At 74.0% G+C, this 14976-nt stretch carries 14 protein-coding genes and 3 pseudogenes; 6 read left to right on the top strand and 11 right to left on the bottom strand.

Annotated features, from left to right (window positions below; all coding sequences use genetic code 11):
* Positions 1-33 precede the first annotated feature (33 nt).
* Positions 34-2424 (top strand): annotated as a pseudogene (locus DA06_RS16260) (Rne/Rng family ribonuclease); the annotation flags it as partial.
* 324 nt (positions 2425-2748) lie between these two features.
* Here DA06_RS16260 and fdhA read toward each other — a convergent pair.
* Positions 2749-3969 (bottom strand): formaldehyde dehydrogenase, glutathione-independent, encoded by a 1221-nt coding sequence (fdhA, locus tag DA06_RS16255; protein ID WP_043501971.1) that lies wholly within the window; start codon positions 3967-3969, stop codon positions 2749-2751.
* 167 nt (positions 3970-4136) lie between these two features.
* On the opposite strand from fdhA, the pseudogene DA06_RS16250 reads away from it, so the two are divergent.
* Positions 4137-4952, top strand: a pseudogene (locus DA06_RS16250) (tRNA pseudouridine synthase A); the annotation flags it as partial.
* A 260-nt stretch (positions 4953-5212) separates the two neighbouring features.
* Positions 5213-5878, top strand: coding sequence for a hypothetical protein (locus DA06_RS16245; RefSeq protein ID WP_418605479.1), 666 nt, complete (start codon positions 5213-5215; stop codon positions 5876-5878).
* Positions 5879-6325: 447 nt separating this feature from the next.
* On the opposite strand, the pseudogene DA06_RS16240 reads toward DA06_RS16245, so the two are convergent.
* Positions 6326-6445: pseudogene (locus DA06_RS16240) on the bottom strand (MarR family transcriptional regulator); the annotation flags it as partial.
* A gap of 241 nt (positions 6446-6686) precedes the next feature.
* Between DA06_RS16240 and idi the strand changes: the two are divergent.
* The gene (idi, locus tag DA06_RS16235; protein WP_052436853.1) at positions 6687-7274 is read left to right on the top strand and encodes an isopentenyl-diphosphate Delta-isomerase; all 588 of its coding nucleotides are present in this window, start codon (positions 6687-6689) and stop codon (positions 7272-7274) included.
* A 170-nt stretch (positions 7275-7444) separates the two neighbouring features.
* Here the strand turns inward: idi and DA06_RS16230 are convergent, their stop codons facing one another.
* The 6 genes from DA06_RS16230 to DA06_RS16205 all read right to left on the bottom strand — a co-directional run bounded on the left by DA06_RS16230 (position 7445) and on the right by DA06_RS16205 (position 11889).
* Positions 7445-7756 carry a nucleoside hydrolase gene (locus tag DA06_RS16230; protein WP_418605477.1) on the bottom strand — a complete coding sequence of 104 codons (312 nt, stop codon included), beginning with the start codon at positions 7754-7756 and terminating at the stop codon, positions 7445-7447.
* Positions 7757-7769: 13 nt separating this feature from the next.
* A complete protein-coding gene (locus DA06_RS16225; protein WP_418605476.1) occupies positions 7770-8387 on the bottom strand; it encodes a nucleoside hydrolase in 618 nt (205 codons plus the stop codon).
* A complete protein-coding gene (locus DA06_RS16220) occupies positions 8384-8938 on the bottom strand; it encodes a cysteine hydrolase family protein (RefSeq protein ID WP_043501956.1) in 555 nt (184 codons plus the stop codon). Before DA06_RS16220 ends, DA06_RS16225 begins: the two co-directional genes overlap by 4 nt.
* Before the next feature lie 78 nt (positions 8939-9016).
* Positions 9017-10129, bottom strand: a complete 1113-nt coding sequence (locus tag DA06_RS16215; RefSeq protein ID WP_043501954.1) for a fatty acid desaturase family protein — start codon at positions 10127-10129, stop codon at positions 9017-9019.
* Between the two features lie 192 nt (positions 10130-10321).
* The gene (locus DA06_RS16210) at positions 10322-10489 is read right to left on the bottom strand and encodes a hypothetical protein (protein WP_418605475.1); all 168 of its coding nucleotides are present in this window, start codon (positions 10487-10489) and stop codon (positions 10322-10324) included.
* Positions 10486-11889: a PEP/pyruvate-binding domain-containing protein gene (locus DA06_RS16205; protein ID WP_418605474.1), complete on the bottom strand. Its 1404-nt coding sequence runs from the start codon at positions 11887-11889 to the stop codon at positions 10486-10488. The genes DA06_RS16210 and DA06_RS16205 overlap by 4 nt, the downstream gene beginning before the upstream one ends.
* A gap of 210 nt (positions 11890-12099) precedes the next feature.
* Here DA06_RS16205 and DA06_RS16200 point away from each other — a divergent pair, with 210 nt between their 5' ends.
* Both DA06_RS16200 and DA06_RS16195 read left to right on the top strand, forming a co-directional pair.
* Positions 12100-12666: a CGNR zinc finger domain-containing protein gene (locus DA06_RS16200; RefSeq protein WP_418605473.1), complete on the top strand. Its 567-nt coding sequence runs from the start codon at positions 12100-12102 to the stop codon at positions 12664-12666.
* Positions 12667-12793: 127 nt separating this feature from the next.
* Positions 12794-13153: a cupin domain-containing protein gene (locus DA06_RS16195; RefSeq protein ID WP_052436852.1), complete on the top strand. Its 360-nt coding sequence runs from the start codon at positions 12794-12796 to the stop codon at positions 13151-13153.
* Between the two features lie 209 nt (positions 13154-13362).
* Here DA06_RS16195 and trxA read toward each other — a convergent pair whose 3' ends face one another.
* From trxA to DA06_RS16180, 3 genes are all read right to left on the bottom strand, one after another.
* Positions 13363-13737 (bottom strand): thioredoxin, encoded by a 375-nt coding sequence (trxA, locus tag DA06_RS16190; protein WP_043501942.1) that lies wholly within the window; start codon positions 13735-13737, stop codon positions 13363-13365.
* Between the two features lie 86 nt (positions 13738-13823).
* Complete coding sequence (locus tag DA06_RS16185) at positions 13824-14768, bottom strand: NADP-dependent oxidoreductase (RefSeq protein ID WP_043501940.1); 945 nt, start codon at positions 14766-14768, stop codon at positions 13824-13826.
* Positions 14765-14923, bottom strand: a complete 159-nt coding sequence (locus DA06_RS16180) for a hypothetical protein (protein ID WP_418605471.1) — start codon at positions 14921-14923, stop codon at positions 14765-14767. The genes DA06_RS16185 and DA06_RS16180 overlap by 4 nt, the downstream gene beginning before the upstream one ends.
* Positions 14924-14976: the final 53 nt, after the last annotated feature.

The following is a 14976-nucleotide window of genomic DNA, read 5'->3' as shown; positions in this document are numbered from 1 at the left end:
ACGGGCTATCGGGCATCTTCCGTCCGCCACCAGGTGGGGACGCGCCGGGCCGAGCGGTCGGGTCCGCCGGGCGAGGCGGTCCCGGGACGGGAAGGCGGTGCCGCGTTCAGGCGGTCCGCGGCTCGCCCGGCGCCCGCCCGCGCTCCCGAGCAGAAGCTCGACGTGCTCGCCGAGCTCGGTGTCGCGCCGCGGGCCTCGGCGGAGGAGGCCCCGGAGGAGGACGAGGAGACCGAGGGCGTCGAGGAGACCGAGGGCGCCGAGCAGACCGAGGGCGTCGAGGAGGTGGCCCCAGAGGACGCGGAGACCGCCGCCACGCCCGGTGCCGCCGTCGAGACTGCCGACGAGGGGCCGAGGCTGCCCGCCGCCGCGCTGCTGTTCCAGGCGCCGGACCTGACGAAGACCCGCCCGCGTCGTCGTCGGGCGCAGGCCCCCGCCGGCGCTCCGACGGTCAGCGAGGCGGAGGAGAGCGCCCGGCCGGAGAGCGCCGAGAACGAGGCACCCGAGGACCGGACCGCCGAGGACAGCACGGCCGAGCAGACCGCCACCGAGGAGCAGGCCGGTGGCGAGGACCAGGCCGTCGGCGAGGAGGAGCAGACCGGTGGCCGCCGTCGTCGCCGTCGTGGCGGCCGTGGACGCCGCAACCGCGGCCAGTCCGACAACGGTGAGAGCCAGTCCGACAACGGTGACGAGCAGGAGGACGAGGAGTCCGAGGCCGCCGGCCCGGAGAGCGCCGAGCCCGAGACCACCGAGGCGACGGACGAGGAGAGCGAGGCCCAGGACGTCGAGAGCGAGGAGGGCGGCTCGAGCTCGCGCCGTCGTCGCCGTCGCCGCCGCTCCGGCCGGAGCGAGGGCGAGGGGTCCGGGCGCGCCGCGCGCGACGAGGTGACCGCGCTGAAGGGCTCCACCCGGCTGGAGGCCAAGCGCCAGCGCCGCCGCGAGGGGCGCGAGGCCGGGCGCCGTCGTCCGACCCTGTCCGAGGCCGAGTTCCTCGCCCGTCGCGAGGCGGTCAACCGCCAGATGGTGGTCCGCGAGAAGGACGGCCTGAACCAGATCGGGGTGCTGGAGGACGGCATCCTGGTGGAGCACTACGTCGCGCGGCACACGCAGACGTCGATGGTCGGGAACGTCTACCTCGGCCGCGTCCAGAACGTGCTGCCGTCCATGGAGGCCGCGTTCGTCGACCTCGGCAAGGGTCGCAACGCCGTGCTGTACGCCGGCGAGGTCAACTGGGACGCCGCGGGCATGGAGGGCCAGCCGCGCCGCATCGAGCAGGCGCTGAAGTCCGGCGACTCCGTGCTCGTGCAGGTCACCAAGGACCCGATCGGGCACAAGGGGGCGCGGCTGACGTCGCAGATCACCCTGGCCGGACGCCACCTGGTGCTCGTGCCCTCGGGCGCGATGACCGGCATCTCGCGCAAGCTGCCCGACAACGAGCGCGCGCGCCTGAAGAAGCTGCTCAAGGAGATCGTCCCGGCCGGGGCGGGTGTCATCGTGCGCACCGCCGCGGAGGGCGCCACCGAGGAGCAGCTGCGTGCCGACGTCGAGCGCCTCACCAAGCAGTGGGCCGACATCGAGGCGAAGGCCAAGAACGCCAAGAGCGCCCCGGTGCTGCTCAAGGGCGAGCCGGAGCTCGCCGTGCGGGTGGTCCGGGACGTGTTCAACGAGGACTTCGAGTCCCTCGTGGTCCAGGGCGACACCGCGTGGCAGACGATCTCGACGTACGTGAAGGACCTCTCGCCGGACCTCGCCCACCGCATGCGGCACTGGACGAGCGAGAAGGACGTCTTCGCCGAGTACCGCGTGGACGAGCAGCTCGCCAAGGGCATGGACCGAAAGGTCTGGCTGCCCTCGGGCGGCTCGCTGGTCATCGACCGGACCGAGGCGATGACGGTCATCGACGTCAACACCGGGAAGTTCACCGGCTCGGGCGGCACGCTCGAGGAGACTGTCACGCGCAACAACCTCGAGGCGGCCGAGGAGATCGTCCGCCAGCTGAGGCTGCGCGACATCGGCGGCATCATCGTCATCGACTTCATCGACATGGTGCTCGAGTCCAACCGTGACCTCGTGCTGCGGCGCCTGCTCGAGTGCCTGGGGCGCGACCGCACGCGCCACCAGGTGGCCGAGGTGACGTCGCTGGGCCTGGTGCAGATGACCCGCAAGCGCGTGGGGCAGGGCCTCGTCGAGGCCTTCTCGACTCCTTGCGAGCATTGCAACGGGCGCGGGTTCATCGTGCACGAGGAGCCCGTCGAGCGGTCCGGGTCCGGCGAGTCCCGCCCGCACGGGTCCGACGACGGCGGGTCGCGCCGGCGCGGTCGCCGTGCTCCGGCGCCGGTGGTCGAGACCCCGGAGGAGGCACCGGCGGAGGACCCGGCGGCCGCGCGTCGGCCCTTCCGGCCCGCGCCGGCCCTTCCCGCCCACGCCGGCCGCCTCCGCGCAGCCAGGACGCCGTTCCCCCCGCGCGATCTCTCGCGGCGCCGGAGTGGCACGAGTTCGGTGCGAATACCGCACCGAAGTTGTAGCGACGCAGGTCCGAGCGCGGGGGAGGACCCGAGCGCCCGGGGGGCGGCGGGGACGTGGCGGGGTGTGGCCGCAGCGCGCAGCACGGAGAGCGGGAGAACCTGGGCTGGCGCGGGAAGCCCATCGGCGAGCGGCTGCGCCCCCTGGTGCGGGCGGCTGCCCGGCGGACATGAAGGAGGGCCCCGCCGCCGCGGGACCCTCCTGGCGGTCAGCTCCTCGGACCGTCTGTCAGTTCTTGGAGCCGATCATGCCGTGCGGGTCGAGCACGTACTTCTTCGCCGCGCCCTTGTCGAACTCCTCGTAGCCCCGCGGGGCCTCGTCGAGCGAGATCGGCGTCGCGCCGACGTTCTTGGCGATGGAGACCTTGTCGTGGAGGATCGCCATCATCAGCCCGCGGTGGTACTTCATCACCGGGCACTGGCCCGTGGTGAAGGCCAGCGACTTCGACCAGCCGAGGCCCAGCCGGATGGACAGGTCGCCGTGCTTGGCCGCCTCGTCCACGCCGCCCGGGTCGCCGGTGACGTACAGGCCCGGGATGCCGAGGGCCCCGCCGGCAGCGGTGATGTCCATGAGGGAGTTGAGCACCGTGGCCGGGTGCTCTGTCGCCGCCTCCTTGCCGTGTCCGCGTGCCTCGAAGCCGACGGCGTCGACGCCGCAGTCGACCTCTGGCACGCCGAGAATCTGCTCGATCTGCTCCTTCGGGTCGCCCTTGGAGACGTCGACGGTCTCGCAGCCGAAGCTGCGCGCCTGAGCGAGGCGGTCCTCGTTGAGGTCGCCGACGATGACCACGGCGGCACCCAGCAGCTGGGCCGCGGTGGCCGCCGCGAGGCCCACCGGTCCGGCGCCCGCGACGTAGACCGTGGAGCCGGTGGTGACGCCGGCGGTGTAGGCGCCGTGGTACCCGGTCGGGAAGATGTCCGAGAGCATGGTCAGGTCGAGGATCTTCTCGAGCGCCTGGTCCCTGTCCGGGAACTTCAGCAGGTTCCAGTCGGCGTACGGCACGAGCACGTACTCGGCCTGCCCGCCCACCCAGCCGCCCATGTCGACGTACCCGTACGCCGAGCCGGGCCGGTCCGGGTTGACGTTGAGACAGATACCCGTCTTGCGCTCCTTGCAGTTGCGACAGCGTCCGCACGCGATGTTGAAGGGCACCGAGACGATGTCGCCCTCCTTGATGAACTCCACGTCGCGCCCGACCTCGACGACCTCACCGGTGATCTCGTGCCCCAGCACCAGGCCCTCCGGGGCGGTGGTGCGGCCACGCACCATGTGCTGGTCGGACCCGCAGATATTCGTCGAGACGGTCTTGAGGATGACGCCGTGGTTGACCTGGCGCCCGATGTTGGCCGGGTTCACCCCCGGTCCGTCCTTCAGCTCGAACTCGGGGTAGGGGGTGTCGATGACCTCGACCTTGCCCGGACCTGCGTAGCTGACAGCCTTGTTGGTCACGAAACTGCTCCTTCGACGACGTCGTTGTCCGAAACAGGAAGCCGGCCTCTTCCGATCCTGGAGGCGACCGACCCCCACCAGCCTGCCACGCCGGATGGGGGTCCGTCACGGGTCGGGGGCTGATCCACCCCGGCCGGGAAGGGGGAACGACGGGTTAGCCTCGGGCGGTGAGCACTTCACCCTCCGTGCCGTCTTCGGGGGCCCCCCAGGCGGCCCCGACGGCGCAGCTGCGGGTGCGCCTCGACCTCGCCTACGACGGCACCGAGTTCGCCGGGTGGGCCCGCCAGCCGGGGCTCCGAACCGTCCAGGGCACGCTCGAGGAGGGGCTCACCACGGTGCTGCGCCTGCCGGAGCCGGCGAGGCTGACGGTCGCGGGCCGCACGGACGCGGGTGTGCACGCGCGCGGCCAGGTCGCGCACCTCGACCTGCCCCGCGAGAACTGGGCGGCGCTGCCGGGCCGCAGCGACCGGACCCCGGGCGAGGCGCTGGTCAGCCGGCTCGCCGGCGTCCTCGGGCGCGGCGGCGTGCCCCGCGGCAGCAGCGACGTCGTCGTCCGGCGGGCCGCCGAGGCGCCCGCGGGCTTCGACGCGCGCTTCTCGGCCGTGTGGCGGCGCTACGTCTACCGAATCGCGGACGCGACGGTGCAGCGGGACCCGCTGCGCCGGCACGACGTGGTTTGGCACGGCCGCCCGCTCGACGTCGCCGCGATGGACGTGGCCGCCCGCCTGCTGCTCGGGGAGCACGACTTCGCGGCCTACTGCAAGCCCCGCGAGGGCGCCACGACCATCCGGACCCTCCTCGAGATGGAGTGGCGGCGCGTCCCGCCGGGCGAGCCGGACGCGGGGCTCGTCGTGGCGACCGTGCGCGCCGACGCGTTCTGCCACTCGATGGTCAGGGCGCTGGTCGGCGCGTCGCTGGCCGTGGGGGAGGGGCGACGGCCCGCGTCGTGGCCCGCAGAGGTGCTCGCGGGCGGGGTGCGCGACCGGCGGCGGCACCGGCACGGACGCGAGCACCGCCGCCGGCGGCGGCACGCGGTACGGCTACGCGTCCGCCTACGGCTCCCCTTCCCGGCGCCGCCGGACCGTCCCGGCCCCCGGCGCACCCCGCGTACGCCCCCGCCGCCCCGTACTCCACGCCGACGGCGTACCAGGCGCCCGCAGCGCCGGGCCCGTACGCGGGCCCCAGGCCCCCGGTGCCACCGCGTCCGCGGACCCCGGGACCCGGTTCCGCCGTCGTCGCCGTGGTGCTGGCCCTCTCCCTGCTCGCGACCGCCGGACTGCTGCTCTGGGACCTCTACCAGGCGCAGGGCTGGCTGCTGCCGGTCACGATCGGCGGCACGGTGCTGCTCCTGCTCGGACTCGGCGTGATGCTCTCCGCCCTGCGCGGGCGGCGCGGCGGCGCCCTGTCGGTCCTCGGGGTGCTCACGGCGCTGGTCGTGGTCCCTGCGACGCTCGTCTCCACGGTCGCGCCCTTCCACGTGGGCATGGCCTCCGGCGCCGGGTTCGGCGACCGCAGCTTCACCCCGACGACGGCGCAGGCAGCCTCCGACGGGTCCCAGCTGATGGCCGGCGACCTGGACGTGGACCTCACCAGGGTCGACCTGGGCGACGCGCCCGTGACCGTGCCGCTCGGGCTCGGGGCGGGCGACGTGCACCTCGTCGTCCCGAAGGACACCTCCGTCCGTCTCGAGGTCGAGCTGGGCGCGGGCCGGATCCAGGGGCGCACCTCCGGGGACTGGTCCGGACCGATGGACCGCAGCCCGGCCAGCTCGTCCGTCCCGGTCACGTGGTCCGAGGGCACCGCGATCGACGCCACCTATCTCTCTCCCGAGGCGCAGGAGGGCGACGACGCGCTCGTCGTCGAGATCGCCGTCGGCGCCGGGGACATCACCATCGAGGAGCAACGATGACCGACGACCGCAACGACGGCGTGGACGACCGCGACCGCCGCGAGACGGAGCAGCTGCCCGGGCCGTCCGGGGCGCACGAGACGAGTGTGCTGCCGACCTCTGACGACACGGCAGCACACCCGGCGGCCACGGACACGGCAGCCCTCCCGGCGGCCACGGACACGGCAGCCCTCCCGGCGGCCACGGACACGGCAGCCTTCCCGGCGGACACGGACACGGCAGCCTTCCCGGCGGCCAGTGACGCGACCGCCTCCCCGTCATGTCGCGCAGGAACTGCACGACGGCGGGGCGGGCCGGCTCCGGCACGGAACGGGCGATCGCCCGCATGCGCTCGTGCATCCGGGCGAGCCGGTCGCGCACCTCGCGGTGCGCGTGCTCGGTGGGGACCACGATGATCGAGCGACGGTCGGTGGGGTGCGGGGTCCGCCGCAGGTGCCCGGACGCGGTCAGCCGGTCCAGCAGCTTGGTGGTCGACGCGGTCGAGATCCGCAGGTGCGCGGCGAGGTCCCGCGGCGCCACCGTGCGGCCCTGGCCCTCCGCGGCGATGATGAATTGCAGGGCCTGCATGTCGGTCACGTTCATGTCCATGTCGGCGCTCAGGCGTCGGCGCATCTCCTGGTCGGCGCGGCGGAACGCCCGCAGTGCGGCGAGCATCTCCACCACCGCGACATCGCCGTCGTACCAGTAGGACGACCGCGGCGACGTCGGGTCCGGCGAGGGGTTGTCTGGCATGGGCAGTATGTTACCTTGGAAACTATCTAGCCGGGCTAGCAAATAGCGGCAGGCGCGACCGGAAGAGGTGAGGCCGATGACCGGCCCCGTCCCGCTCGATCACGTGGTCCTCCTCGACGACGACGGACGGCCGGTCGGCGTCGCGCCGCTCGGCGGCGTCCACGGCGCCCGTACCCCGCTGCACCTGGCGTTGTCGTGCTACCTCTTCCGGGGCGACGGTCGCGTGCTCCTCACCCGGCGCGCCCTCGGCAGGCGCACGTGGCCCGGGGTGTGGACCAACTCCCTCAGCGGGCACCCCCGCCTCGGCGAGACGGTGCCCGAGGCCCTCGCCCGTCACGCCTCCCACGAGCTCGGCCTCGCCGTGCGCGACGTGCGCACGGTGCTGCCGGACTTCCGCCACCGAGCGGTCGACGCCTCCGGCGTCGTCGAGAACGAGCTGTGCCACGTCCTCGTCGCCTTCACCGACGACGAGCCGGCGCCGAACCCGGACGTGGTCATGGACCTGCGCTGGGTGGACCCCGAGGAGCTCGGCCGCCTCGTCGTCGTCGCCCCGTGGGCGCTGAGCCCCTGGGCCGTCCAGCAGGTCCACGCCATGGCGGCCCTCGACGAGGACGACGGCGCCGCCGACGCGGCGGACGTCCGGGCGCGGGAGCTCGTCGGATGAGCGCCGGGACGACGGCCCCGCCGGCGACGGACGCTGCCACCGAGCTGCGCCGGATCCTCGACGCCGGAGCCGTCCGCGCCGGCGTGCGGGCGGCCCGCACGCCGCGAGTCGCGCGTCCGGAGCGAAGGCGGGGGGCCGCGGAGCACGGTCGGGCGCGGCGTTCCGGGAGGTCAGGGCAGCCGGGCGACGGCCCCGGTGACCAGGTCCCAGAACCGCGGGACGTCGAGCTCCGTCGCCACGAGGTGGTCGAGATCACGCCCCTGGCGCCCCCGCAGGTCGGTGACCGTCATCCCCCGGGTGTGCTGCCCGTGGAGCTCGACGTCCACGTGGCCGGGCCGCACCGCGACGATCTCGGGGACGACGGCGCGCACCAGGGCGCACACGTCGTGCACGGGCGGGGAGGCGAAGCCCTGCTTGGCGAGGTAGGCGGGGCCGAAGAAGTCCAGCATGTCGACGACGAAGTCCCCGGCCCGGGTCCCCATGCCGCGGAACCGGTCATGGACGTCGGGGGGTGGCGAGCGCCTGGTGGGTGAGGTCGAGCCCGACCATCGTCACCCGCCAGGGAGCCGTGAACACGATGTGCGCGGCCTCGGGGTCGGTGTAGATGTTGAACTCGGCGGCCGGGGTGACGTTGCCCTTGGTGAAGCCGCCGCCCATGAGGACCACCTCGGCCACCCGCTCGGCGATCTCGGGCTCGCGGCGCACCGCGGCGGCGACGTTGGTCAGCGGGCCGGTGGGCACGAGGGTCACGGTGCCGGGGTCGGCGGTCATGACCGTCTCGACGATGACGTCCACGCCGTGGCGCGGGTCGAGCGCGACCGTCGGCGCGGGAAGGTCCGGGCCGTCGAGACCGCTCTCCCCGTGCGTCTCGGAGTCGGTGAGGACGGCGCCGGAGACGAGCGGGCGGTCGCACCCGGCCGCCACCACGACTCCCTCGAGCCCGGCGACCGTCGCGACGGCCAGGGCGTTGCGGGTGACCTTCTCCAGCGTCTGGTTGCCGCCCACGGTGGTGATCGCGGCGATCTCGACCCCGGGCAGGCCCGCGGCGGCGAGGATCGCGAGGGCGTCGTCGTGCCCGGGGTCGACGTCGAGCAGGATGCGCGTCGTGCTCACGCGAGCACCTCCTCGGTGGTGACGAGCGTGATCTGCGGGGCGTAGAGGGCCATCGCGTCCAGCGCCCGCCGGTGGTTCTCCTCGCTGGAGCCGGCGCAGGCGTCGACGACGACGTCGACCCGGGCCCCGCCGTCGGCCGCGGCCAGGGCGGTGGACAGCACGCAGCAGTCCGTGGCCGCCCCGGCGAGCCGCAGGTGGGGCGTCGCGCCGGTGACCGCCCGCAGGGCGGGCGTCCACTTGCCGAACGTCGGCTCGGCGACGACGGCGGCCGGCACGTCCCGCAGGGCCGGCATGATCTCGTACAGCGGGTCACCGTCGGGAACCTGCGCGAAGGGCCAGGCGCGGTAGTAGGGCACCCAAGAGCCCTCGGGCCGCTCGGGAGCGACGAAGCGGGTGACCACCACCCGGCCGGCGTGGGCGTCGGCGAGCCGGCGGACCGGCCCGACGATGGCGTCGAAGGCCGGCGCGGCCCAGGGGCTCGGCGGCTCGGCGAAGATGCGCTGCGGGTCGATCACGACGAGCCAGGGCGCGTCCGGTTCCTCTGCGGTCACGGCCGAGACGCTACCGCGCGCGGCGGGCCGGGCACCGGGCGGAGCCCGGCCGGGGGACCCGCGGGCCGCGCCGGGCGCTCACACGCGGTACTGCGCCGCCAGCGGGCAGGCCCACACATCGAGGCCGCCGCGACCCACCTGGTTGATGTACCGGGTGACGGCGACGTAGGACTGCCCGATGGACGTCTCCGTGTAGCGCACCCCGAGCTTCTCGCAGTGCTCCCGCACGATCGGGGCGACCTTGCGAAGGTGCGGCCGCGCCATCGACGGGAACAGGTGGTGCTCGACCTGGAAGTTCAGCCCGCCCATGAACGTGTCCACCCAGCGGCCGCCGGTGATGTTGCGGCTCATGAGGACCTGGCGACGCAGGAAGTCGATCTTGACGTCCGGCGGAACGATCGGCATGCCGATGTGGTTGGGGGCGAAGGACAGCCCCATGTACAGGCCGAACACGGCGAGCTGGACGCCGACGAACGCCAGCGCCTTGCCGGGAGGCAGCACGAGGAAGACGAGCGCGAGGTAGCTCACCAGCCGCACCGCGATGAAGGTGGCCTCGACGCCGCGCCGCTTGACCTCTCCGCGCGAGAACAGCCGCCTGACGCCCTGCACGTGGAGGTTGAGCCCTTCGAGCAGCAGCAGCGGGTAGAAGAACCAGCCCTGCTTGCTCGCCAGCCAGCGGGTCAGCGGCGTCCTGCGTGCCTGGGCGGCCTGCGGGGTGAACGCCAGGACGCCGGACGCGATGTCGGGGTCGGCGCCCAGCTTGTTGGGTGCGGCGTGGTGCTTGTTGTGCTTGCGCTGCCACCAGCCGTGCCCCATGCCGGCGAAGAGGTTGATGACCACGAGGGAGACCCACTCGTTCCATTTCCCGGAGACGAAGATCTGCCGGTGCGCGGCGTCGTGGCCGAGGAACGCGATCTGCGTCATGAGCAGCGCGAGGACGACGGCGGTCACCATCTGCCACCAGGTGTCGCCGACGATCACGAAGACGGCGGCGAGCGCGATGCCCGCGAGCGTCAGGCCGACGAGCTTGGACCAGTAGTAGCCGTAGCGCCGCCTCATCAGCCCGGCCTGCTGCACGACGGCGGTGAGCGCGGTGAAGTCGCTCAGCTGCCGTTCGCGCGCCGCCCCGCGCGGGGACCGTGCAGGTCGCTCCGGCTGGCCGGTGCCGGTGTGGGTCAGTGTCTGGCTCATCGGTACCGCCTGTGGTCGCACAAGAACGCGACCCGGGGCCGCACTGGTGGCCGAACCGGCCTCCGCCCCGAGTGTGGCATCTCCGGACGCTTCGCGATACCGGAGGCTACGGAACCGTAGGTGGGCGCGGCGTGTCGGTGCGCCCGCGCGTGTCGCGGACAGCGCCGTGGCGGTGCCGCCGGGGCCCCCGGCCTACTCCGCCCCCGCCGAGGTGCACAACCTGACGTCGGCGGCGCCGCCCACCCGGTAGTCGTACCGCTCGCCGCCCGCCTCCAGGACGACGTGGTAGCCGTCGACCAGCGCCTGGGTGTAGACCGTCCCGGGCTCGGGACAGCCGAGCGAGCCGTCGTTCCACGTCACCGCCTCCGCGCTGACGACGGCGACGGACCCGGGCGGGCCGCCGGAACGGGTCGCCAGGTCGGCCAGCACGGCGTCCCAGACCGGCTGCGGGACCGCGGCCGGTCGCGTGGTCCCCGCGAGGACGGCGGCGGCCGCCGCCGGAACGGCCCGGAGCTGCGGCAGGGACCGGTAGACCTCCAGCACGGAACGGGGGGCTCCAGCCCTCGACGCGGGCGAACCGGGGGGTCGTCGGCGAGATGCTGGAGGAGCGCGACGGAACGGGCGTCCCCGACCCGCATGGCGGCGGTGAACACGGTCCGGCCAGCCTTGCTGCCCAGCGCCCCGGTGATGTCGAGGTAGAGACGCAGGCCCGGGTGGACGGCGCGGTACGGTGCGGGACGGCCGCCGCGTGGCTGGTACCGCGCGACGCTGACGTCGAACACGGACAGGCCCATGGGGGTCAACGGCCGGGTGATGCCCTGCAGCAGGCTCGCGCACAGGAACACGCGGGCGCCGTCGCGTCCTCCGTCCGGGTCCGGCAGGGGGTACAGGGTGGTGATCGGTCGCGACTGGACCAGGTAGATCCGTCCTTGCCGGTCGAGCGACCACTCCACGTCCTGCGGCCGGCCGCCACTTCTCTCCGCCCGCACGCCGAGCGCGGCGACGGCCTGCACCTGGGAGTTGGTGAGGCACGGCTCCGGCCCCGCCGGGCGCCTGAGGATCGCGCCCGTGGAGGACTCCACCGCCCACCGGTCCGGGTTGACGGTCCCGCCGACCAGCGCTGCGCCGAGGCCGGGCGCGGCGTCGATCACCGCCTCGCCGCGCCGGCCCGTCACCGGGTTGGCGGTGAACAGCACCCCGGAGACTGCGGCGTCCACCATCTGCTGCACGACGACCGCCATGCTGACCGTCCGGTGGTCGACGCCGTTGGCTGCGCGGTAGGCCACCGCCCGGTCGGTCCACAAGGATGCCCAGCAGCGGCGCACCGCGTCCCACAGAGCGTCGGGGCCGACGACGTCGAGGTACGTGTCCTGCTGGCCGGCGAAGCTGACCTCGGGCAGGTCCTCCGCGGTGGCCGAGGACCGCACGGCGACCGGCACGTCGTCCCCCAGCTGGGCGTACGCGGCGCGGACCGCCTCGAGCGTCGCCGTAGGGACGGCAGCAGCGGTGAGACGGGCGCGCGCCGTCCGGGCGAGAGCTGCGGAGGCCGAGCTTTCGTCCCCCTCCCCGGGCCGGGCCCGGCCGACGGCCTGGCCTGCCGCCGGTCGTGCGGTCAGGCTGTCCACGAGCTCTGCCAGGCCCGCCGTCTCCGCGGCCTGGTCGTAGAGCTCCGTGGTGAGGCAGAACCCCGGCGGCACCGGCAGCCCGGCCGCCAGCAGGGTGCCAAGGTTCGCCGCCTTGCCGCCGACCGTGGGACCCATAGTGGGGCCGACGTCCGCCAGGTTCACGACGCCTCGCGCCAGGCGCTCCGGGGGAGCGGCAGTTGTGCCCATATCAGCCACCACGTCGTCGTCGGCACACTGACGGTTCGACGATAGGCCGCCCCGTCCGGGAGTCAACCCTCCGGGAGTCGGGGCGCAGGCTCGGCGCTCCACCGGGGGAACGGCCCGTCAGGGGCAGCCTGTAACCCTATGAGTCGCCCGCCGGGGTTACCCTGTGAGGCATGGTCGTCGTGCCCCGGATCGAGATCACCGACGTCGTGGATCTCGTCAACCACTACTCCGTCCGCGCGCGTGCTGCCGCGGGCGACGAGGAGAAGGGGTACCGGCCGCTCGACGAGGTGCTCGGGCCGGTCGCGGAGCAGGTGGGCGAGCGGTCGACGGACGAGCTGCACGGACTCGCCGACGAGGCCTACCAGATCTTCGTGGCGGCCGCGGAGGGCCGCGACGTCGCACCGGTGCTCAACACCCTCCTGGCCGCGGCGAGGCCGACGCCGGTGCTGGCGCGGAACGGCGACGTCACCTGGGAGGTGGCCGAGGGGGGCAGCCGGGCTGCGGGGCGCGCTCGGCGTCGTCCTCCTGGACTGGCTGCACACGAACGGCCCCGAACGGCTCGGGGTGTGCGGGGGCCACCGGTGCGCCGACGCCTTCGTCGACGCCTCGCCCGCCGGGCGCAAGAAGTTCTGCTCCGCCGGCTGCCTCAACCGTCACAAGGTGGCAGAGCACCGGCGCCGCGCCGCCGCGCGCGCGGCCCGCTGAGCGGTCCGCGAGCTTCTCGCCGCCCGCCGAGCGGCCACCGTTCGTCCCGCCGGACGTCACCGCGAGAACCTCGCGGTACGGGGTTCGCAACGGGCATGCTGAGCTCACCACTCGAGGAGGAGCTCGCATGCTCGTGATCGACCTCAGCACCGCAGGCCCCGGCGGGGGACCGGTGCGTCAGCTCGAGGGCCGCGGCTGCGAGGCGGGCGTCTCCCTGATCTTCACCAGCACGGCGGAGCCGGGGGCCGGTCCGTACCTGCACAAGCACCCGTACGCCGAGACCTTCGTCATCCACTCCGGGCGGGCGCTGTTCACCGTCGGGGACGAGGAGCTCGTGGGCGCGTCGGGCCACGTGATCGTGGTGCCCGGCTTCACCCCGCACAAGTTCGCGGTGCTGGGACCGGAGACGTTCCGGTCCACGAACATCCACGCGAACGACACCTTCGTCACCGAGTGGCTGGAGGGCCCGGAGGCCGCCCTTCTCTAGCACCGGGAGCGGCCGGCCGGCGGGGGCGACGGGCGGAGGAGTCGCGACACACCACGGCCACGGGCGCCCCGCTCCGTCGCTCGGGCCCTTCGTGGCCGGTCCGTGCGGCGGCCGGACCTGGGGGCCGCCAGCGGGGGTTCCGGGCCAAGAAGAAGGGCCCGCCCCGTGGGGCGGGCCCTGCACGTGTCCGGACGGCCGGACACGGGGTGTCAGTGCTGGTGGCTGGCCTCGTGCTCGGCCACCTGGCGCCGGACCTCCTCCATGTCGAGGCCCTTGACGCCGTCGACCAGCTGCTCGAGGCTCTTCGCCGGCAGCGCGCCCGCCTGGGAGAAGACGAGGATCCCGTCGCGGAACGCCATCAGGGTCGGGATGGCGGTGATCTGGAGCTGGGCGGCGAGCTGCTGCTCGGCCTCCGTGTCGACCTTCGCGAACGTGATCTCCGGGTTCGCCTCGGAGACCCTCTCGTAGATGGGGGCGAACTGCTTGCAGGGGCCGCACCAGTCGGCCCAGAAGTCGACGAGCGTGATGCCGTCGCCGCTGATCGTCTGCTCGAACTCCGCGGTGGTGATGTTCTTCGTCGCCATGCTGCTGCTTCCTCCTCGTGGGGTTGCTCTGGGGGAGATAACGCGAGGGCGCGGGATTCATTCCCGGAGCCTCCGCTGGCGGCGCGTCACACCGTGACCACGAGCTTCCCGCGGACGTGGCCACGCTCGCTCGTGAGGAGCGCGTCACGCGCACGGTCGAGGGGGAACCGTTCGGCGATCTCGACACGCAGCTCGCCGTGCGCGACCTGGTCGAGGAGGCGGGAGAGCCGGGCCCGGTCGGGGCGGACGTAGACGTAGCGGCCGCCGAACCGCTCCCTGACCCCCGGGTCCACGACCGAGGCGACGCGTGCGCCGTCGGCGAGGACCTCCGCGGACGCGTCGAGGGCGTCCCCGCCCACCAGGTCGATGACGGCGTCGACGCCGTCCGGTGCCTCGCGCCGGACGTTGCCGACCAGCCCCTCGCCGTACTCCACGGGCACGGCGCCGAGGTCGGAGAGGTACTCGTGGTTGCGGGCGCTCGCCGTGCCGAGCACGAGCGCGCCGCGCAGGCGTGCCAGCTGCACGGCGAACGAACCGACGCCACCGGCGGCGGCGTGGACCAGGACCGTGTCGCCGTCGGCCACCCGGGCGGCGTCGAGCAGCATGTCCGCGGTCATCCCGGCGAGGGGGACGCCTGCGGCGACGTCGAGCGGGACGTCGTCCGGCACCTTCGCCCAGGCGCGTCCAGGCACGCTGACCTGCTCGGCGAAGGTGCCGGCCTGGATGTGGTCCTTGCGGGCGTAGGCGGCGACACGGTCGCCGGGGGCGAGGCCCTCGATGGCGGGGCCGGCCGCGAGGACGGTTCCCGCGACGTCCCAGCCGGGCACGAGCGGCAGGTGGTTGGGGACCGCGCCGCGCATGCCGCCGTAGAGGATCTTCCAGTCGACGGGGTTGACGCCCGCCGCGGCCGTCTTGACGAGCACGTCGTCGGGCCCGATGCCCGGGGCGTCGAGCTCGGTGAGCTCCACGGCACCCGGGCCGTCGAACGAGCGGATCACCGCCGCCCTGACGCGTCCCTCGGCGGCCCTCACCGTCCGGCGCGCCCGGCCGAGCTGCCCCTGGTGCGGACCTTCTCCAGCAGCTCCTTGGCCCGGCGCTGGTTCTCGGGCTTGGCGGCCTCACGGCGCACGATCTGGATCGCCTTGGCGGCGACGGCGCCCTTGAGGGCTCCACGGATCAGTCGCATGATCTTCCTTCCTCCTGGATGCTGCCCCGCGTGACGTGCGCGCCGGGGCGCGC

Source organism: Georgenia sp. SUBG003 (genome assembly GCF_000715355.2).
Classification (GTDB): domain Bacteria; phylum Actinomycetota; class Actinomycetes; order Actinomycetales; family Actinomycetaceae; genus Georgenia.
This window is presented reverse-complemented; position numbering and strand designations above follow the sequence as displayed.